Genomic DNA, 20,027 nt, shown 5'->3' with positions numbered 1-20,027 from the left:
TTACATGTTAGTGCGCATAATGTATATTATGTTAAATGATATATCGAGGTAAGTAACTCCACAAACCCAAATCTTTCCCTATAAAAACAATATGATAGTCATTTTTGAACTTGCTCTGTTTCATGTATGAAGTACTGAGTGCACATTAGTTCACATCAGGTGCTTCCGGGTTGAACTGCCGTTGGAGCCTGTTGGGTGTCACGATACTGGCCTCCCCTTACGCGCTCGTGGGCTTCGGTACCTAAGTCGATTCGCAGCATGTTCCCATTCCTCCTTACTCAGCGATTAGCGATACCCGGCGCGGCGCGCACGAATGTTTTATCCGTGACCTGGTCCACAAGAAACTTAGCCAGATTGCCTCTGGACAGTTTCATGCTGAGCTTGCTCCGCCCGTACCAGCCCACATCAATATTGCCATTTGCAGGATCATCTTTGAGGTTGGGAATCCGCACCAGTGTCCAGTCGAGACCAGAACTGGCGATGAGTTCCCCCGTGGCCTTGATGTCTTCATAAGCCCTCGGCACGATCACCCTGAACAGCAACACAAACGCATGTGCCCCGAGAGCGAACCCATCCCTGGGATCGCGATATGCGGCGGTGGAAATCTGGATGAGGCGATGCACGCCCATTTGCCTCATCACTGAGATGATATTGGACAGACCCTGCATGACCGGTCTGTCCCCCTGGACCTTCAGGCTGTTGGGACCGAGTGCGCTGATTACTGCATCAGCGCCGCGAACACACTTCGCAATTGCTGCAGTGTCATGCAGGTCACCAACGACGACGTCGACCTTTCCCGCGAACGCGTCAACCTTCCTGGCATTGCGCGTATAGACCGACAGGCTGTAGCCCTGCTTAAAGGCTTCTTCGATAATGTATTTTCCGGTCGGACCGGTCGCACCAAACAGAGAGAGTTTCATTTTTAATTCCGGGTAAACAGACGTTGTTTGCTCTTACACGCCGGGGGGCTGCCCACAGCCAGAGAAGCCTAAGGTCTGGAGGGTAGATCGAATTGAAGACCGATGAGCTTCTCGGTTTCGCCCCACAGGCGCTTTGCGGTCTCTTCGTTCTGCGCGCGCTCGTTGATACGCGCACGCACCGGAGGGCCCTTGTGCCCGAAGAAGCGTCCTGGCCCCCAGTAGCTACCCGGTGGCGCATTCGGATCAGTCGCTGCACGCATTGTATTAAGCGCCCCCTCGAACGTACTCAACTGAAGAATGGGGTTAAGAAAACTTGCCATGAAGCGCTCGTGCGGACGCAAGTGGCGTTGTAGCTCACTTTTTGTCCACCCTGGATGAGCTGCCGTGACCAGTACGTCGGAACCATACGCAGCCAGACGTCGCTGAAGCTCCAGAGCAAAAAGGAGATTCGCGAGCTTGCTTTGCTGATAGGCCTTCAGTGCGTTATATGGCCGGTCATTCCAGTTCAGGTCGTCGAAGGCAATGTGTCCGCCGTGATGGGCTAAGCTCGAAACAATGACAATTCGCGCATGTGGCGTGCGGAGCACAAGCGGCATAAGACGCTGAGTGAGCGCCACATGGCCGAGGTGATTCGTGCCGAACTGAAGCTCAAAGCCCTGCCTGGTACGTGACAGAGGGGGAAGCATGACGCCTGCGTTGTTGATGAGCAGGTCAAGCCTGTCATGCGTTGTTGTAAACCGATCAGCAAAGGCCGCAATGGAATCGAGGTCCGCAAGATCAAGAGCCTCCAGGGCTGGCACCCTGGAGGGCCTCTCATCAACGATTCGCTTGAGTGCGCGTTCACCTTTGCTCAGATTCCGGCATGCAAGTACGACCTTCGCACCACGGACAGCCAGCATACGAGCCGTTTCGAAGCCGATACCGGTATTCGCGCCAGTGACAATGACAGTACGGCCGGTCTGATCCGGAATATCATCAAAGGCCCATGGACTCATCAGAGTCACCTCCGCCGTTAAGCCGCTGGTAACGACAGAAGCATCTCTGCGTTAAGCGTGGGGACAGAGTTGCACGCAGTGGCCGTGCCTGCGCCAAAGGGCCGATGGTTTTCTTTATTGTCATGGTCATGCCACCTTCGCCAACAGGGCTTGCACAGCCGCCTCGGTATTGGCGATGGCAGCTTGTGCCGCGTCCGGGCCTTGCACCGTGCCCTCGATGCGGATGAGTTCGACGTCGGTCAACCCGATGAAGCCGAGCATGTGCAGAAGATAGTTGGTCTGGAAATCGAAAGGTGCATAGACTCCCTCCGAGAAAACACCTCCGGCAGCAGTGACCAGATAAACCTTCTTACCGGTCAGAAGTCCTTGGGGTACGCCTGTTCCATAACTGAAGGTGACTCCCGGCCAGGTAATATTGTCAATCCAGGCTTTGAGTTGCGAAGATGGACCGAAATTCATCATGCCCGATCCAATCACAATTACGTCCGCAGCACGCAACTCATCAACCAGTTCCATGGCACCTTCGACAGCCTTAGTCTCTCCTGCTGTGCGGGCATCAGGCGCCATCACGCGCCCCTTGATGTAGTCCGGCGTGATGTGCGGCGCCGGGTTTGCGACAAGGTCGCGAACGGTCAACGAGCCCGTAAGTTGCAACCGGATGCCATTGGCAATTTCAGTGGCGAAGCGTGTAGAAAGACTTTCTGCCCCGCGCGGACTGGACGTGATCAGCAGGATTTTGCTCATGGTGGCTCCTTATATAGTGTAAAATAGATACCAGGTAATATTTTTACCCCTGGTTATCTATCGATACAGAGGATACTAAGATTCCTTTCTGCATTTAACAAGAAGGCACATCCATGTCACTGAGTCACAAAAAACTGCCCGAAGAACTGCCGCCCCCCGATTCGGGAGGCTGTCAGGCTACCCGCGAAATACTCGATCGCATCGGCGACAAATGGAGTCTCTACATTATTGCCTCGCTGGCCAACGGGAAGAGGCGGTTCAACGAGTTAAGGCGCAATATAGAAGGCATCTCCCAACGCATGCTGACACTGACTTTGCGAGGAATGGAGCGCGACGGGATTGTTACCCGGACGGTCTATCCGACTATTCCGCCACGCGTCGAATACGAGCTCACCGAACTGGGCCGGACACTGTTAGTGCCTGTGATGGCGCTCGTGAACTGGGCAAACGACAACCGATTCACCATTGCCGAAGCACATAAACGCTTCGACGACGCGCGCGAACCGGACGAGGGATAAGTCAGGTGTATTTATGGCAGTGATTGAAGCCATTGTTGGCCAAAATGGTGCCAGGAGCCTGAAATCTGACATACTGACCTGAGTGCAGAAGAGATTGCTGGGTATTTGATGGCCCGCTCAGGTAGGCATTTAACGAATGCTCCTGATATAGAGTTGAGATACCCAATACCGGGTAATAACTGATTGTTAGTGGGTGGGTGCAGCGTCACTGGCGTTGCACCCACCTGCCCTTTACTCCAGCGCCAGCAGCGCGAAACTGGCCAGCCAGTGGCCGCCGCTATAATGGCTTCCCACCACATGTTCTACGCTTGCCGCAAGATGGCGCTTCACGGCATCGGTTAATGCTTTCTGTCCGGGATGATTTTGTGGTAACGCTTTCGCAATATGTTTCATACACCAGGCGCGGCTGAGATTTAACCCATCCAGATGGGCAATTTTTGGATCGGTACGGTCACTGACTTCTGCCGGATTCATCAGCGCCGAAACCGAAGCCACATCCGGCAAGAACGCATCAAACCAGGCAGGGAAGTTTGTGACGACTTTACTCATTAACAGCGCTTCGGTCAGTGCGCCCGAAATATACTCATCGCCGCCTGGCTCATAGTGCGCAGGATACCGGGTATCAGCAAGGTAAAAGCGATTTGCAGAGGCCAGAATGGCCTGCTCAAGCGGTCGATCCGTAAGCGCGCGGGCATAATCCAGCGCCAGTGCCAGCGCAAACGCCGTGTTGTAATGTGTACCGACCCGGATGGGATACGTCAACTTGCTGAGATAATCCACCAGCCGGTTACGAATATCCTCAGTTAAAGGCGCCAGCACCTGATGCCAGCCTTGCGCCTGCGGCAGTGACGAATGCTTCAGTTCCTGGGCCAGTGCCAGCAGCCAGCCGTAGCCATAGGGACGCTCAAACGAGGCCCGGAACGGTGCGTTAAAATAGGCCACTTCCTGCGCCACCTTCTCTTGCGTCAGGTGCTCATCAAAAAGCGCGGTGATCTCCGCTTTGCACGACAGATCCGGATAAAGACGCACACAACGCAGCAGCAACCAGTAACCGTGCACTGCTGAATGCCAGTCAAAGCAGCCGTAAAAGATGGGATGCAATTCCCGTGGCGGCAAGACATCACCATCATCATTAAGCAAATGCATAATGTGATTCGGGTATTCCTGACGTAGATAGGTTAACGGCATGCGGGCAAAGGCTTCTGCCTGATGTTGAGTTAATTGCATAACTACTCCTTAAGTCACGCCGCGCTTAGCGAAACACGAGGAAATACATTAAGAACACGTTAACCACCAGCAGAGTTAACGCCGTCGGGATCTGAATCTTAATCACCTGGTATTTATCTTTCAGTTCCAGTAACGCGGCAGGGACGATATTAAAGTTTGCAGCCATCGGCGTCATCAGCGTACCGCAATATCCGGCGTACATACCAATCGCCAGCAAAGGGGCCGGGTTTCCGTGATGCACATTAATCAGGAACGGCAAGGCGATACCGGCACTCAATACGGGAAAAGCGGCGAAAGCATTACCCATAATCATGGTGAAGAGCGCCATGCCAATACAGTAAATCACCACCAGCATGAAGCGGTTATCCGGGTTCACAAACAGGCTCACCACCTTTTGTACTGACTGCCCCGTATCCGCCGCCACAAATACGCCGCCCAGCATGGCGAGCATTTGCGGAAGGATCAGCGCCCAGCCAATGGTATCCACCAGGCGCCGGGACTGGCGAATGGCATGCAGTGGCGTTCCACGCGTCAGCCACCAACCTGTCAGAATCGCTGCGACACTGGCGACGCACAAGGCGGCCAGCGTGAGTTGTTTCTGGTCGAGGAGGTAGACGCCGCCGACAGCAACCCCTTTCAGGAATAACGTCCCTATCACTGTCACTACCGGGATTATCAGCGCTGGCACGAAAAGCCAGTTTTTCAGGCGGTTCGAGGAGGCAATGCGCTCAGCTTCGGTAGACATTTTGTAATGCCCTTTTCCAACCAGCCCGAATCCCGCAAGCAAGGCGATAACGATCACGCCGCCGCCAATAATTCGGTAGGCCAGCGATTTACCCAGTTCCTGCACCATCAGATCGCCAAACAGGAAAATCCCGCCGAACAAAAACCAGAACAGTGCCGTCGTAAAGCGCTTCGGATTGCCGCGATCCCGTAATGTCATGACAACCAGCAGCATCACGACGAAACCGATCAGGTAATAAACGCGGTTAATGGTTATCAACGTCGTCATTGAACGATCTCCTGCTTGCCCTGCTCTGCTTTCCATGCCATCACGTCGCGACGGATGCTGGCATCCAGACGCAGCAGGCGCGTCATATGAATAATCAATGCCGAAAGCGCGGTGGGAATGGCCCATAAGCCAATATGCAGCGGTTCAATCCCCTCAATTCCGTTCTCCTTCAGGAACGCATCGATCAGTAACACCGCACCGAAGGCGATAAAGATATCTTCGCCAAAGAAGACCGCAATATTGTCGCACGCGGCGGCATGCGCCTTAATTTTGTCGCGAATATGTTGGGGTAATTCACCGTATTCATTTAACGCTGCGCCTTCAGCCATAGGCGCCAGCAGTGGACGAACCGTTTGTGCATGCCCGCCAAGCGACATCAGCCCCAGCGCCGCCGTTCCCTCACGCCCAATAAAATAGAGCATCAAAATCCGTGCCGATGTCGCGCTGGCAATCTTTGCCACCCAGGCCTGCGCTCGTTCCTTCAGACCGTAATACTCCAGCAGTCCGATTACGGGCAGGATCAAAATAAAGGTGGCCAGAGAACGGCTATTGACGAATTTTTCGCCAAAGGTTTCCAGCAGCGTCCCGAAATCCATTCCCACTAACAATCCAGTGGTCAGCCCTGCAATCACGACCACCAACAACGGGTTGAAGCGCAGTGCAAAACCAATAACCACTATCGGTATGCCGATAAGTGGCAACAGTGTAGAACCGTCCATAATGTTTACCCTATCTAAAGTGAGCGTTGCGCGCCGATGGCAATTTTTTAATACTTCGAATTCGAACGAAGTGTGGTGCATTGCGGCGAGCGATGTTGTGTATTGCGACAGCCCTGCGGTGTTCACAGAACCGGTATGAAAAGCTATATCTGAACCGCAAAAACATGTAAACGATTTATCAATAAAATGTTCTTATTTTATCGCTTTCAGTTTACAGTTTGGCTAAGAGTCACACTCCCATAAGGAACGTTATGAACTCAAAAAAGAGCGCTACATCAATAAATAGCGACGATATTGCCGATGGTCGCATCGTCTCTTCACGCCATCTGGTTTCCGAGCGCTGCGCTGAATTATCGGAGCTGGAGTACGCATTGATCATGACCAGCAACGCCTTCAACAAATGGATGGTGCGCTGTATGACTGCGGCGGGTGAACCTGATATGGGGGCTTTTGATGTCTCGCTTCTGCACCATGTGAATCATCGCAATCGCAAGAAAAAACTGGCTGATATTTGTTTCGTCCTGAATGTAGAAGATACGCATGTCGTGACCTACGCGCTGAAAAAACTGATCAAAGCAGGCTACGTGACGAGCGAAAAAAACGGAAAGGAACTCTTTTTTTCCACAACAGCTGAAGGAAAAGCGTTATGCATGAAATACCGTGCTGTGCGTGAAACTTGCCTGATAAATATCCATGCGGAAAGCGGGATCCCGGGGCAATCGATTGGCGAAACAGCGCAGCTTTTGCGCGCCATCTCATCCCTTTACGATACGGCCGCCCGCACCGCTGCGTCGTTGTGAAACTGAGTGAGTCAGCGATTTATGACGTGTGAGGTATCACCGGCAAAAAAACGCACCACGTTATCAAAGGCCGTCTTGAAATATAAGTCATAACTGGCTGTTTCCACATAGCCCAGATGTGGTGTACAGAGCACATTCGGCATTGCCAGGTAAGGGTTATGCGTATTGTATACGGGCTCTTGTTCGTAGACGTCCAGCGCGGCATATCCGGGGCGACCCTGGCGCAGTGCGTGATAAAGCGCGCCTTCGGCGACCAGTTCAGCACGGCTGGTATTGACGAATAATGCATCCGTTCTCATCAGCGCGAGGTCGGCGGAAGTGATATTGCCTTGCGTTTGCGCTACCAAACGTTGATGAACGGTAATCACATCGGAAGTCGCGAAAAACTGCTCGCGATTTTCCGCCACCCGCACCCCGGCGGCACGCGTCTCTCCCTGCGCACGTTCGCTTCCCCACACCTGCACCTGCATATCAAATGCTTGTGCATAACTGGCAATTCGCTTACCGATTTTGCCGTATCCGAGGATCCCTAAAAGTTGCTTATTTACCGCCGATCCGATTTCCGTTTGCCAGCGTCCCTCTTTCATGGCATTAACCGAAGAAACGAATTTTCTTCTGGATGCCATAATCAATAACCACGTTAACTCAGCGGGAGCCACCGGAGAACCCACACCTTCGACGACGGCAACACCTGCCTGCGTGCAGGCGTCAATATCCACATTTTTTGCCAGTTTACCGGTTTGACTAATTAACTTCAGATTCGGTGTGCGGCGCAAAAAAGCTGCATCAACAACGGTTCTTTCCCGGATGAGGATTAATGCCTGGGCATTAAACAATGCGCGCTCTGCCAGCGACTCTTTGCTTAAATCGCCCAGCACAGAACAATGGAATTGATCATTTTGCTGCAGAAAACGGAGCTGCTGCGTGGCACGCTGATAGTCGTCGGGAATTAACACCTGAATAGCCATTCTGCCCTCTCAATGTTGAATAATTGTTGGATGATGCAGCAACCGCTCAGCGCAAAATCTTCAGCAACGCCTCCAGCCACAGCGTGAAAAGTGTCACCAAAGTGATGAGTGAATTAAACGTCTTACGCCTTCCTGCCTGTCACGGACAGTCCTCTATTGCCGAAATAGGCGAATTGCCGCTGGATAGATCGATATCAACATACCCCATCGAGCAATAAGACAAAATATCCTGGCCATATAACCACGCAACCCGTTGAGGTCTTAAATGTTTTCCGCGTTACTCTTCAGGAATCCACGCGCTTGCTTGTTGATCGTTATGCTGCTGATGATGAATATCGCAGCCTGGGGCTGGGCATTTTTCACCTTTGGCGATAGCGCCTCGCTGATGGCGGCAAGCCTACTGGCATGGTGCTACGGCTTACGCCATGCGGTGGATGCAGACCACATCGCCGCCATCGATAATGTGACGCGTAAAATGATGCAACATGGAAAAAGATCGTGCAGCGTCGGCACCTGGTTTTCACTGGGGCACTCCACGATTGTTATCCTCGCTACCATTGCCATTGCGGCAACTGCCACAGCGTTTAGCCATAACATGGGATGGTTGCATAAAACCGGCGGCATGATTGGCACCAGCGTATCGGCTTTTTTTCTGATCATTATCGCGCTGGTGAATTTACTTATTCTCAGTAATGTCTGGCGCACTTTCCGGCAATTCAAAAATGGCGACACATCGCTTCCCGAAGAAAGAATTGTATCCGGCGGAGTAATGAGCTGGATCTTTCACCGCACATTCCGTCTGGTGTCGCAAAGCTGGCATATGTACCTTGTCGGTTTTTTATTCGGACTGGGGTTTGACACCGCCACCGAAATTGGCGTACTGGGTATTTCCACCGCCGGCGCGTCAAATGGCATGTCGGTGTGGTCTATTCTGGTATTCCCGGCTCTCTTTACCAGTGGCATGGCGTTAATCGATACGCTGGATAATATCCTGATGGTCGAAGCCTATGGCTGGGCATTCAGCAAGCCGCAACGCAAACTCTATTACAATATGACCATCACTGGCACATCGGTTATTGTTGCGTTATTTATTGGCGGCAGCGAAGCGCTGGGATTAATCGTGGATGAGCTTGATTTACATGGTCGATTCTGGGATATCATCGCCGTGATGAACGATAACCTGAGTAATGCCGGGTTCTTTGTGGTCGGATTGTTTATTGTCTGTTGGCTGCTTTCTGTACTGAACTACCGCTGGAAGGGTTACGATGCGCTTTTTACGGATTAATAAACACCACACACTGAAATGTGCAGGCAATTAAAAACCGAAAAAAAAGCCGACAGCGTTGTCGGCTTTTAATATTGTATTACCCGTTAAGCATTAAGCAGTTGCTCACCGCAGGCTTTTACGCTTGCCAGCAGAACTTTAACGTCTTGCAGACACACGGTCGGGTTCAGCAAGGTCAGCTTAAGGCAGGTGATGCCATCCGCTTCCGTTACCCCAACGTTAGCTGCCCCGGAGGCCAGCAACGCATCGCCAATGCGCTGGTTCAGCAGCGCAACGGCGGACATATCATCGTTTTGCGGACGGAAGCGGAACAGCACACTGGCAAGCTGCGGTTGCATCACCAGCTCCAGTTGCGGCTCCTGCGCGACAAATTCTGCCACCTGTTGCGCCAGCGTTACACCATTATCAATGATTTCGGCGTACTGCTTTTTACCCAGCGCTTCAAGGCCCATCCACAGTTTCAGCGCATCAAAACGACGGGTGGTTTGCAGTGATTTCGATACCAGGTTCGGTACACCGTGCTCTTCGTCAAAGTCCGAGTTCAGGTAAGCCGCCTGGTAACGCATCAGTTGATAGTGACGCGGATCTTTCAGCAAGAACGCGCCACAACTGATGGTCTGGAAGAATTGCTTGTGGAAATCAAGCGTTACCGAATCCGCTAACTCAAGCCCGTTCAGGTAGTGCCGGAATTTCTCAGACAGCAGCAACGCGCCACCCCAGGCCGCATCCACATGCATCCAGGTCTGGTATTCCGCCGCCAGCGCAGCAATCTCCACTAACGGATCGATAGCCCCGGCATCGGTAGTGCCGGCGGTCGCAACGATCGCCAGAACCTGTTCGCCGTTCACTTTCGCCTGCGCCAGCTTCGCTGCCAGATCGTTGAGATCCATACGGGAGAACTTATCCGTCCTAACCCGCGTCACGGAGCGATAACCCAGCCCCATCAGTGCCATGTTTTTCTGCACCGAGAAGTGGGCATTTTCAGAGCATAATACTTTGATTTTACTCAGATCGCCCGTTAACCCATCCTGCTGAACAGAGTGGCCCTGGCGCGCAAAAAACGCATCGCGAGCCAGCATCAACCCCATCAGGTTGCTTTGGGTGCCGCCGCTGGTGAAAACCCCGGCATCGCCTGGCTGATAACCCACCTGGGCGCGCAGCCATTCAATCAACTTGATTTCAATGATGGTGGCTGAAGGGCTTTGATCCCACGAATCCATGCTCTGGTTAGTGGCGTTGATCAAAACTTCCGCCGCCTGGCTGATCACCAGGCTCGGACAGTGCAGATGCGCAACACACTGCGGGTGATGCACAGAAAGACTGTCTTTCAGGAAGTACTCAACGGCGCGCTCAATCGCGGCCTGGTTACCCAGGCCCTGAGAGGTAAATTCTAAATTGATGCGCTCACGCAACTGCTCAACCGTTTTGCCCTGGTACATCTCAGGTTGTTTCAGCCACTGAACAACCGCTTTTGTGCTCTGCTCAATGGCGTCCTGATAGGCAGCAATACTTTGCGCAGAACCTGAAAGAATCGGATTTACATCAGACATTCAATTGCTCCGATTAAACAGGCTTAACGCCGGCTGCTAACAACGCGTTCTCAAACTTGTCGAGGAAGATTTCCAGCTCGTCATTGCTGATCAGCAGCGATGGCAGCAGGCGCAGCACGCAACCATTACGACCGCCGCGCTCCAGAATCAGACCATTTTCGAAGCATTTTTTCTGCAGCAGTGCAGAAAGCTCGCCGTCCGCCGGGTAGCAACCCATGTGATCCTGCGCTTCATTCGGCTTGACGATTTCAATGCCAATCATCAGGCCCAGACCGCGCACATGACCGATAACCGGGAAACGTTTTTGCAGCCCGGCAAGTTTCTCTTTCAGCCAGACGCCCTGCGCTGCCACTTTGTCGGCAATATGGTCATCTTTCAGGATCTTCAGCGTTGTCAGACCGGTCGCCATCGCCAACTGGTTGCCGCGGAAGGTTCCAGTGTGGTGGCCCGGCGCCCATGCGTCGAACTGCTTTTTGATACCCAGTACGGCCAGTGGCAAACCGCCGCCAACAGCTTTAGACATCACAATGATATCCGGCTCGATACCGGCGTGCTCAAAGGCAAACAATTTACCGGTACGGGCAAAGCCCGCCTGCACTTCGTCGATGATCAGGACAATGCCATGTTCCTGCGTCACTTTACGGATGCGCTGTAACCACTCAACCGGCGCCGGATTCACGCCGCCCTCGCCCTGCACGGCTTCGAGGATCACCGCAGCCGGTTTACGCACGCCGCTTTCAACGTCGTTGATCAGATTTTCAAAGTAGTAGGTTAATGCTTTCACGCCAGCTTCACCGCCGATACCCAGCGGGCAGCGGTACTCGTTCGGGTAAGGCATAAACTGCACTTCCGGCATCATGCCGTTAACCGCTTCTTTCGGCGACAGGTTGCCGGTTACCGCCAGCGCACCATGGGTCATACCATGATAGCCGCCGGAGAAACTGATCACGCCGGAACGGCCAGTCACTTTTTTCGCCAGTTTCAGCGCGGCTTCAACCGCATCAGCACCAGAAGGACCAGTGAATTGCAGGCAATACTCTTTGCCCTGGCCCGGCAGCAGCGACAACAGATAAGCAGAGAACTCATCTTTCAACGGTGTGGTCAGATCCAGTGTATGTAACGGTAAGCCACTGGTAATGACACTTTGGATGCTTTGCAGAACTTCAGGATGGTTATGACCCAGAGCCATGGTTCCTGCACCTGCGAGGCAGTCAAGATATTGATTATTTTCGACATCGGTGATCCAGACGCCCTGCGCTTTGGCAATTGCCAGAGGCAATTTACGCGGATAGCTCCTTACATTGGATTCAAACTCAGCTTGTCGTGCCAGGAAGGTTTCATTGTTCTGAGGTAATGAATTTGCATTCAAAGTATCAATACGGACTTTATCCGTCATCATATCACTCCTACAACCAGCGCGATGTTTCACTCTGATTGAATAATGGTTTATGGGATTAGCTCGAAAAAAAACGCGGCTAATATATGTTTTTTTAACGCCGGACTCAATCTTTTATTTTTAAAGGCATTTATTGATAATCACCTTTAAAATCAATAACAAAAATAACGTCTGTGCAGAATTTGCGTTACTTCAATTGTAAGCAATTCTGTTACAAATACCAAAGCGGAGCGCTAACAAAGGATTAAAGGCCTGAAATTACCGCTCTGCATGCTGGCTTTTTATCCTGTAAAGCCCACTATCGTCATTAATAACGGCGAAAATTAACGGCTAATGCGTTATTTTTCAGTTCGGGTGCATAAAACGTAAGGAAAATATCGATTCAGCCGGGCAAATCACTTAATATGCCCGCTCCAAATTTCCCTGTGCGGCGAAACATTGAACAAAGCGCGTCGCACTGTAAACAGGAAGTCAACGATTTAAGCCATAAAGCGCATCACCCGATAACCTGTGACAGGCAATACCGGTTATCGACAACGGGAGCAAATCCTGGGTTGTCATCAGAAATGTTCGCGGGCGGACATTTCGTAAGGCAAAGACCACCGGGCAGCCGGACAGGTTATTTCACCTTATGCCGAGAATGAAAATTTTCTTGCCATTAATTAATGGCGCCCTGATATGAGATTGTTATGACTCGCACTTTTCCACACATCGTCGTTGCCAAATTCGGCGGCACCAGTGTTGCTGACTTTGACGCGATGAGCCGTAGCGCCACCATCGTTCTTGCCGATAAAGATGTCCGTCTGGTTGTTCTGTCTGCATCTGCGGGCGTGACCAATATTTTAGTCGAGCTTTCTGCTGGCCTTGATAGCCGGGAACGCCTGGACAAAATCGAAACCCTGCGCACCATTCAGTACAACATTATCTCCCGCCTGCAACAGCAGGATGCCATTCGCCAGGAGATCGACCACCTTCTCGACAACATCAGCCGCCTGGCGGAAGAAGCCTTTACTACCCACTCGGCCGCGCTCAGCGACGCGCTGGTCAGCCACGGCGAATTGATGTCCAGCCTGCTGTTTGTTGAGGTGCTGCGCGAGCGCGATGTCGAGACTGAATGGTTTGATGCTCGCAAGGTTATTCGCACCACTGACTGCTTTGGTTGCGCAGAACCACTGCTGGATGCCACGGCAGAACGCGTTGAAAGACGGCTGCGTCCTCGTATTGAGCAGGCATTAGTGGTCACACAGGGGTTTATCGGACGCGAGACGAACGGCCAGACCACGACGTTGGGCCGCGGCGGTAGTGATTACACTGCCTCGCTGCTGGGTGAAGCGCTACACGCTGCGCGCGTGGATATCTGGACCGACGTCGCCGGGATCTACACGACCGATCCGCGTCTCGTCTCTCGGGCGCAACGCATCGAGCAGATCTCATTTTCTGAAGCCAGCGAAATGGCGACCTTTGGCGCAAAAGTGCTGCATCCGGCGACACTGCTACCGGCAATGCGCAAAAATATCCCGGTCTTTGTCGGTTCAAGTAAACACCCTTCCGCCGGTGGCACGCTGGTCTGCCGCGATGCTGAAAACCCGCCACGTTACCGCGCGCTGGCCGTTCGCCGTCAGCAAACGCTGATGAAATTACACTGCGAGCAGGGGCAGTCTGCATGCCGCTTTTTAGCCGATACCTTCGCGCTGCTGGCGCGCCATGATGTGGCGGTCGATTCCATCACCACCTCAGAAACCAGTATCGCGCTGATCCTGAATGCGACCTGCGCCACGTCCGGTGAATCCAACATGCTGACCACCTCTCTGCTCACCGAGCTGTCGTCGCATTGCCAGGTGGAAGTGGAAACCGGCCTGGTTTTAGTCAGCCTGATCGGTAATTCGCTGTCGCAGGCTGAAGGTGTCTGCCACGAAGTGTTCGCCGGGCTGGAAAACCACCCTGTACGACTGATTTGCCACGGGGCGTCACGCCACAGCCTCGGTTTCCTGCTACCAGCAGATGTTGCGGATAACGCCGTAAAAGCCTTACATAGTCGTCTGTTTGAATAACGGTGATTAACCAGCGTAGTGCTTAAGCCCACCTTAGTGCTGGCAGACACCCCGCTCTGCCAGCACTAAAACCAGGACAATTCTCCGGGGCTTAGCGAACTCGGGCCGTAAACGATGCAGAGAACAGGTCTCGGGCATTGCCGCTTTACAGGCTTTCTTGTACCCTTCCCCACAACCTATCTCACCTGCTGAAAAAGCAGAAATTACCGGACTTCACATGGCTGCTCACACGTCGAAAGATCCCCTGCATGGTGTCACTCTGGAGATGCAAATCAACGCACTGGTCGCCCGTTATGGCTGGAACGAATTGGGTAAACGCATCAATATTAATTGCTTTAAAAACGAACCCAGCGTTAAATCCAGTCTCAAGTTTCTGCGCCGGACGCCCTGGGCGCGCGCAGAAGTCGAGGCGCTGTATCTGGATTCTCTGGATGATACCGCCCCGGTCAACAAGGATGAGCCCACCTTTAATCCGTGGACCCGCAGTCGAATCATCAATAAGAGCTAATAAGATGTCCCTTAAAAAGTCAGTCGTCCTTTTTGCTACTGCGCTTTTGCTGGTCAGTTGTTCCTCCAAGCCGCCTAAATCTCTTGTCACACCGCTACCGCCAGTGTCGAAACAGCCATTGCCTGCAACAGATAAAAATTCACAGCCGGTCCGCGGCGTCTGGCTGGCGACGGTTTCCCGCCTCGACTGGCCGCCGGTCAACTCGGTGAATGTCAGCAGCGCCGATACGCGCATTCGCATGCAGCAGCAGGCGCTGATAGAAAAACTGGATAAACTCAAAAGCCTTGGCATTAATACTGTCTTTTTCCAGGTGAAGCCGGACGGCACCGCGCTGTGGCCTTCTAAAATTTTGCCATGGTCCGATACGCTGACCGGTACAATTGGTCAGGATCCGGGCTACGATCCGTTGCAGTTTGTGCTTGATGAAGCGCACAAACGCGGCATGAAAGTGCATGCCTGGTTTAACCCGTACCGTGTATCGGTTAACACGCAGCCAGCAACCATCGCGGCACTTAACCGCACGCTCCCGTTGCATCCGGCCAGTATATTTGTGCTGCATCGCGACTGGATCCGAACAGCCGGTGACCGCCTGGTGCTCGATCCTGGTATTCCGGATGTGCGCGACTGGATAACCAGCATTGTGGCCGAAGTGGTTACCCATTACCCTGTCGATGGCGTACAGTTTGATGACTATTTCTATACCGAAACGCCCGGTTCACAACTGAATGACAACCAGACCTTCCAGCAATATGGCAAGGGTTTTAGCGCCAAAGCGGACTGGCGGCGCAATAACACCCTGCTGCTGATTGAGCAGGTTTCCCGCACCATTAAACAACTGAAACCGGGCGTCGAATTTGGCGTCAGTCCTGCTGGTGTATGGCGCAACCGCTCCTTTGACGCGGCCGGATCCGACACGCGTGGCGCAGCGGCTTACGATGAATCCTTCGCCGATACCCGTCGCTGGGTGCAGCAGGGATTGCTGGATTATATCGCCCCACAAATTTACTGGCCCTTCTCGCGTAGCGCTGCGCGGTATGACGTGCTGGCAAAATGGTGGTCCGATGTCGTCAAACCCACCCATACGCGTCTTTATATCGGCATCGCACTGTATAAAGTAGGTGAACCCTCGAAGATGGAGCCGGACTGGATGGTCAACGGCGGCGTAACGGAGTTGAAAAAACAGCTCGATTTAAACGAATCGCTGCCACAGATTAGCGGCACCATTTTGTTTCGCGAAGACTACCTGAACCGGCCGCAGACGCAGCAAGCGGTCAACTATTTGCGGGAGCGCTGGGGGGAATGATCCCCCCACGAGTTAAGAAGGTGAGTCCACGAAGAGGCGTTGCATGCTGGCTTTGATCAAAGAAAATAGTGTTCTGGTGTCGATCATCTCACTATGCGTGGCAGCCCTCTCGCTGACGCTGAATAAAAGGAACTCCCGCATGACCAGCTACAATTCACGCGGGAACTATATTGTCTATTTCAGCAAGATCGCGGGGTTGGAAAAATTTTTTGCCTCGCCTGGCTTCAGCGTAAAAATCTATAATTCCGCCTTATCAGATATTATCGCGCTCGATCATAAAATTCATATTACCCCATTGCTCGGCGGTATCCGCCGGGCGCAGCTTTTTGACGGCCTCGAAAACCGCGATAATCTGGGCATCAGCAAAACGATCTATCCGGCATTTAAACGTGCGCGGAGAATAAAATTTCCGCGCCGTTACGCCCACGATGATCTTTATAGCTTTCATAGCTCGCCGTTTTTCGCCTGGTTTTCAGCCAGCGGTAAACATGCAGCATCCGCCAACCCGGTAGACAGAAAACTCAACAGATACCATAGCTATATCGAAATTACGGATTACTCCGGGCACACCGAAATCTGGTATTTCTCCTTTTCATTACACTTGTCTAATCTCGACACCGATTTTGTAAAAAACGACAACTGGAAACGGCTCAGGGCTAATGAATTCAGTCATTTTAAATATTATCGCTTTGCGGATTTCACAGTTCTTGCGCCTGTCGATCTGTATAAAAACCTCGTTACCGCTTTAACGCTGCAAAAGCCCCTATCTGAAATTCGCGGTTGCAATGAGGAGTATGAAAACTCAGACAGACTCATGCAAAACGGTTATGAATCATTAGAGTACGAACTGCAACAATATGAGCTGCGGGAATATTACTATTTCCTTAGCAAAATAAAGCAGCACCTCAGTTTTTAAGAATATTGCGCTGGTTTGCTGCAAGGGCGAATGGCGTTTCATACTTCATGGCTCTTCCGTTAGCGCCTCATAAATACTGCGCAAGCGCGAGCGTAGATACAGCACGGCTTTGTGTTTACGGGAAAGTAACGCCTGCTGGCTGGCGCCGCACTCCTCCGCCAGTTCTTTATAGCTGTAGCCGTACAGCTCCGTTTTCTCGAATACCTCGCGCTGCGCGGGAGGCAGCTCATCCAGCGCCTGCTCCAGCGCTTCCCACAGCAGCGTTTTCAGGTATTCCTCTTCCGGGCTTTGCGGCACACCGAACAGCGTTTCCGCCAGTTCATCTTCGGCAACATCGCCCTCGTCGTCAGTGAAAAAGCCGGATAATGGCAGTTCCCGTTTTTTGCGCGCCCGATCGGTTATTTCATTGCGTGCCGCGCGAAACAACCAGGCTGCGACATTCTCCACCGGCTGCTCCACTTGCATCAGTTGATATGTCACTTCCTGCAAGATGTCTTCGGCATCGTCCCGAACCGCAGAGCGACCACGGATGAAGGCTTTCAGGCGCGATCGGCAGGCATTAAGCGCTGCCATAAGCAGTGATTCCCCCTCCACACCGGCTCTCATTGTGTTCACTCTGCGTCCGGCGTTTTTGGGCGATTTTCGTCAGGCTGAGCGCGATCGTCCGTCTGCTCATCACGATGTCCGCGCCATCCGCAGTGGCCGCGATGCCCGTGGCGGCCAAAACCGTCGTGACGATGGCGAATAAACTCTTCGCGCTGTTCCGGCGTCATCTGCATCCAGCGCTCATGCATGCGGCGATGCGCCCGCGCCATGCCAAACATACCCGGCCGGAAACCCAGGCCGCCGAACAAAATGCGGCACAACACCAGCACGCCCAGCGCCTGCCAGAAGCCTATGCTTTTTACACCGAGGATGGCAGGCAGCAGCGCATTCCACAGCGACATCACCAGCAGCCCCAGGATGACCACCAGCGCCACACCGAGAATCACATGTTTCATCATCCGATGGCGTCCAAAACCGCGTCCACGCGTATGCCCGTGCATATCAAAGTCTCTCATTATTTTATTACTCCATCAGATTAGTGAATAAATGCTTTCGATGAAGTAGACGGATGAGCGGTAAAAATATTGCTAAAAAAATGAAAAAAAGCGAAATAAAGACGCTCTTCTTAGGCCATAGACTTCAGCTTCCTCACGCACCACCGGCCAGGCAAAGCGCGTCAATTGGGCGATGTCGTCAAATTTATGCGGAGATGCGGATAGCAGCGGTTAAGCTGCTTAACAAAAAAGAATCAAACAAATCATTAGCCTGAGTATCAGTGAACCCGTTGTTAAAAAAGATCTATTGATAAAGTTTTTTTTAATCGTCTTCATTTCAGTCAAACGCAGCAGAATAATATCTTCAGTAGCCTCAATAAAAATTCATTATCAATATACTTGTACGAATCACTGTATCGCGTTTTATAAAATTTACCAGGGACAATGTATCCCGGGACTTCCCTTACTCTTGATGGCCGCTAAGTTTTCTCTAAAAGATTACTGAAATCAAGGAAGTTATTAGCGATATAAAAATTACCCAACAGAAAAAGCCACGATGACGATAAAACCCCCGTCATGCCGGGGGCTGTATCATGCATTTATTTTTTCTTGTACACATCGGCAGTGGCATGGATTTTTTTCTTGGATTGAGCTGAAGTGATCACATAAACATCGCCGCCCTTCTCATCGGCCAGTTTACTCAGCTCATGGCGGGCATCCATCGGTGCCATCTCGCTTTCTGTCGAGATCGTACCGACCTTTTCATATTGCAAAGAGACTTTGTCAAAGTCTGCCTTTTCCATCAATTTCGCGGCCCACGCATTACTGGCTAATAACGTTAACGTACTAATAATCAATAAATTTTTTTTGTTCATCACTGCATTCTCCAGATCGTTTATGAGATTGTTGTAAATAACAGAAAATCACAGTCGATCATTTACTCTTTAACAGTAGTCGAAGAATAAGAGATTACAGTGTGACCACTTAATGCACATATTTAAGCCACTAAGCAAGGTAAATAAATAAAACATGCATTTAAAATATCATATACAATATCCCGCAGTTTATTCCGTGATATATTCAGGAGCCTGGTGATGAAAAATTCACACCTCAACCTTCCCGCTGGTTATTTTGGCATTGTGCTCGGTATTATCGGGCTGGGCTTTTCCTGGCGCTTTGCCGCCACCCTTTGGCCGGTCACACTGTGGCCTGCGAATACGCTGATTATTATGGCCACCGTTATCTGGGTGCTACTGACTCTGGCGTTTTTCACCCGCCTGTTGCGCCATTCCGGCACGCTGATCGAAGAGGTTACTCACCCACTAAAAAGCAGTTTTGTCAGCCTGCTACCCGCCACCTCCATGCTGGTGGCGATCGGTCTGACACCCTGGTGTTACCCGCTGGCACTGGCCCTTTTTCTGCTCGCCGTCACCTGCCAGCTTGCCTACGCCGCCTGGCACACGGCCGGATTATGGCGCGGCACCCATCCGAAAGAAGCCACCACGCCGGGGCTTTATCTGCCGACCGTCGCCAATAACTTTATCAGCGCCATGGCCTGCGGCGCGCTGGGTTTTAACGATGTCGGGATGCTGTTTCTCGGTGCCGGGCTCTTCTCCTGGTTGAGCCTTGAACCGGCGATCCTAAGCCGCCTGCGCAACCTGGATGAGATGTCCCCTGCGGTGCGTACCTCGCTTGGTGTTCAGATGGCACCCGCGTTTGTTGCCTGTAGCGCATGGCTCAGCGTCAACGGCGGCCAGGTTGATGTGTTCGCGAAACTGTTGTTCGGTTATGGTCTGTTACAAATGCTGTTTATGATCCGTCTTATCCCATGGTACAGCGCCCAACCGTTTAACCCGTCGTTCTGGAGTTTCTCCTTCGGCGTGGCATCCCTCGCCACTACCTCTATCCGGCTGGGGCACGCCGCGTCTGACGGCGCGCTCTACTGGGTGTCAATCCCACTGTTTATTGCCGCCAATCTGGTGATCGGTCTGCTGATGATCAAAACGTTTTCCCTGCTGCTGCAAGGAAAACTGCTCGTTCGAAGCTAAGCGGTTGGGCGTCAGCCAGTTATGTCG

The 20,027-nt window shown here is 52.2% G+C and carries 21 protein-coding genes; 9 read left to right on the top strand and 12 right to left on the bottom strand.

The window, feature by feature from the left end:
• Positions 1 to 278: 278 nt before the first annotated feature.
• The 3 genes from BM427_RS06700 to BM427_RS06690 form a co-directional block, all read right to left on the bottom strand.
• Positions 279 to 920, bottom strand: a complete 642-nt coding sequence (locus tag BM427_RS06700) for an SDR family oxidoreductase (protein ID WP_090120285.1) — start codon at positions 918 to 920, stop codon at positions 279 to 281.
• Positions 921 to 988: 68 nt separating this feature from the next.
• The gene (locus BM427_RS06695; RefSeq protein ID WP_090120283.1) at positions 989 to 1,915 is read right to left on the bottom strand and encodes an oxidoreductase; all 927 of its coding nucleotides are present in this window, start codon (positions 1,913 to 1,915) and stop codon (positions 989 to 991) included.
• Between the two features lie 126 nt (positions 1,916 to 2,041).
• Positions 2,042 to 2,659 carry an FMN-dependent NADH-azoreductase gene (locus BM427_RS06690; RefSeq protein WP_090120282.1) on the bottom strand — a complete coding sequence of 206 codons (618 nt, stop codon included), beginning with the start codon at positions 2,657 to 2,659 and terminating at the stop codon, positions 2,042 to 2,044.
• A 113-nt stretch (positions 2,660 to 2,772) separates the two neighbouring features.
• Here BM427_RS06690 and BM427_RS06685 point away from each other — a divergent pair, with 113 nt between their 5' ends.
• The gene (locus BM427_RS06685; RefSeq protein WP_090120280.1) at positions 2,773 to 3,177 is read left to right on the top strand and encodes a winged helix-turn-helix transcriptional regulator; all 405 of its coding nucleotides are present in this window, start codon (positions 2,773 to 2,775) and stop codon (positions 3,175 to 3,177) included.
• Positions 3,178 to 3,408: 231 nt separating this feature from the next.
• Here BM427_RS06685 and BM427_RS06680 read toward each other — a convergent pair whose 3' ends face one another.
• The 3 genes from BM427_RS06680 to BM427_RS06670 are packed head-to-tail and all read right to left on the bottom strand — an operon-like array spanning position 3,409 to position 6,135.
• Positions 3,409 to 4,404: a DUF2891 domain-containing protein gene (locus tag BM427_RS06680; RefSeq protein WP_090120279.1), complete on the bottom strand. Its 996-nt coding sequence runs from the start codon at positions 4,402 to 4,404 to the stop codon at positions 3,409 to 3,411.
• A 25-nt stretch (positions 4,405 to 4,429) separates the two neighbouring features.
• On the bottom strand, positions 4,430 to 5,416 hold the full coding sequence (locus BM427_RS06675; RefSeq protein WP_090120277.1) for a DUF979 domain-containing protein: 987 nt from the start codon (positions 5,414 to 5,416) through the stop codon (positions 4,430 to 4,432).
• Entirely contained in the window at positions 5,413 to 6,135 is a 723-nt protein-coding gene (locus BM427_RS06670; RefSeq protein ID WP_090120275.1) for a DUF969 domain-containing protein, read from the bottom strand. The genes BM427_RS06675 and BM427_RS06670 overlap by 4 nt, the downstream gene beginning before the upstream one ends.
• A 251-nt stretch (positions 6,136 to 6,386) precedes the next feature.
• Between BM427_RS06670 and BM427_RS06665 the strand changes: the two genes are divergently transcribed.
• Positions 6,387 to 6,935 carry a winged helix DNA-binding protein gene (locus BM427_RS06665; protein WP_090120273.1) on the top strand — a complete coding sequence of 183 codons (549 nt, stop codon included), beginning with the start codon at positions 6,387 to 6,389 and terminating at the stop codon, positions 6,933 to 6,935.
• A gap of 11 nt (positions 6,936 to 6,946) precedes the next feature.
• Here BM427_RS06665 and BM427_RS06660 read toward each other — a convergent pair whose 3' ends face one another.
• Positions 6,947 to 7,903: a D-2-hydroxyacid dehydrogenase family protein gene (locus BM427_RS06660; protein WP_090120272.1), complete on the bottom strand. Its 957-nt coding sequence runs from the start codon at positions 7,901 to 7,903 to the stop codon at positions 6,947 to 6,949.
• A gap of 265 nt (positions 7,904 to 8,168) precedes the next feature.
• Here BM427_RS06660 and BM427_RS06655 point away from each other — a divergent pair, with 265 nt between their 5' ends.
• The gene (locus tag BM427_RS06655) at positions 8,169 to 9,188 is read left to right on the top strand and encodes a HoxN/HupN/NixA family nickel/cobalt transporter (protein WP_090120270.1); all 1,020 of its coding nucleotides are present in this window, start codon (positions 8,169 to 8,171) and stop codon (positions 9,186 to 9,188) included.
• Between the two features lie 86 nt (positions 9,189 to 9,274).
• Here BM427_RS06655 and BM427_RS06650 read toward each other — a convergent pair whose 3' ends face one another.
• Positions 9,275 to 10,738 carry a pyridoxal phosphate-dependent decarboxylase family protein gene (locus tag BM427_RS06650; RefSeq protein ID WP_090120269.1) on the bottom strand — a complete coding sequence of 488 codons (1,464 nt, stop codon included), beginning with the start codon at positions 10,736 to 10,738 and terminating at the stop codon, positions 9,275 to 9,277.
• Positions 10,739 to 10,751: 13 nt separating this feature from the next.
• On the bottom strand, positions 10,752 to 12,134 hold the full coding sequence (locus tag BM427_RS06645; protein WP_175539132.1) for a diaminobutyrate--2-oxoglutarate transaminase: 1,383 nt from the start codon (positions 12,132 to 12,134) through the stop codon (positions 10,752 to 10,754).
• A gap of 689 nt (positions 12,135 to 12,823) precedes the next feature.
• Here BM427_RS06645 and lysC point away from each other — a divergent pair.
• The 4 genes from lysC to BM427_RS06625 all read left to right on the top strand — a co-directional run bounded on the left by lysC (position 12,824) and on the right by BM427_RS06625 (position 16,912).
• On the top strand, positions 12,824 to 14,185 hold the full coding sequence (gene lysC / locus BM427_RS06640) for a lysine-sensitive aspartokinase 3 (protein WP_090120265.1): 1,362 nt from the start codon (positions 12,824 to 12,826) through the stop codon (positions 14,183 to 14,185).
• 217 nt (positions 14,186 to 14,402) lie between these two features.
• Complete coding sequence (locus BM427_RS06635; protein ID WP_043953555.1) at positions 14,403 to 14,693, top strand: VF530 family protein; 291 nt, start codon at positions 14,403 to 14,405, stop codon at positions 14,691 to 14,693.
• 4 nt (positions 14,694 to 14,697) lie between these two features.
• The gene (locus BM427_RS06630; protein WP_090120264.1) at positions 14,698 to 15,996 is read left to right on the top strand and encodes a glycoside hydrolase family 10-like protein; all 1,299 of its coding nucleotides are present in this window, start codon (positions 14,698 to 14,700) and stop codon (positions 15,994 to 15,996) included.
• Between the two features lie 43 nt (positions 15,997 to 16,039).
• Entirely contained in the window at positions 16,040 to 16,912 is an 873-nt protein-coding gene (locus BM427_RS06625) for a hypothetical protein (RefSeq protein WP_090120262.1), read from the top strand.
• 45 nt (positions 16,913 to 16,957) lie between these two features.
• On the opposite strand, the gene BM427_RS06620 is transcribed toward BM427_RS06625, so the two are convergent.
• Both BM427_RS06620 and BM427_RS06615 read right to left on the bottom strand, forming a co-directional pair.
• Complete coding sequence (locus BM427_RS06620; RefSeq protein WP_090120260.1) at positions 16,958 to 17,518, bottom strand: RNA polymerase sigma factor; 561 nt, start codon at positions 17,516 to 17,518, stop codon at positions 16,958 to 16,960.
• A gap of 5 nt (positions 17,519 to 17,523) precedes the next feature.
• Positions 17,524 to 17,973, bottom strand: coding sequence for an MFS transporter (locus BM427_RS06615; RefSeq protein WP_090120259.1), 450 nt, complete (start codon positions 17,971 to 17,973; stop codon positions 17,524 to 17,526).
• 53 nt (positions 17,974 to 18,026) lie between these two features.
• Between BM427_RS06615 and BM427_RS06610 the strand changes: the two genes are divergently transcribed.
• On the top strand, positions 18,027 to 18,227 hold the full coding sequence (locus tag BM427_RS06610) for a hypothetical protein (protein ID WP_090120257.1): 201 nt from the start codon (positions 18,027 to 18,029) through the stop codon (positions 18,225 to 18,227).
• Between the two features lie 324 nt (positions 18,228 to 18,551).
• Here the strand turns inward: BM427_RS06610 and yahO are convergent, their stop codons facing one another.
• Entirely contained in the window at positions 18,552 to 18,827 is a 276-nt protein-coding gene (gene yahO / locus BM427_RS06605; protein WP_090120255.1) for a DUF1471 family periplasmic protein YahO, read from the bottom strand.
• 219 nt (positions 18,828 to 19,046) lie between these two features.
• Here yahO and tehA point away from each other — a divergent pair, with 219 nt between their 5' ends.
• The gene (gene tehA, locus BM427_RS06600) at positions 19,047 to 20,000 is read left to right on the top strand and encodes a dicarboxylate transporter/tellurite-resistance protein TehA (RefSeq protein WP_090120253.1); all 954 of its coding nucleotides are present in this window, start codon (positions 19,047 to 19,049) and stop codon (positions 19,998 to 20,000) included.
• Positions 20,001 to 20,027: the final 27 nt, after the last annotated feature.

The organism is Kosakonia arachidis, from assembly GCF_900116535.1.
GTDB lineage: Bacteria > Pseudomonadota > Gammaproteobacteria > Enterobacterales > Enterobacteriaceae > Kosakonia > Kosakonia arachidis.
Note: the sequence above shows the minus strand (reverse complement) of the source record. Positions and strands in the feature narration are given on the sequence as shown.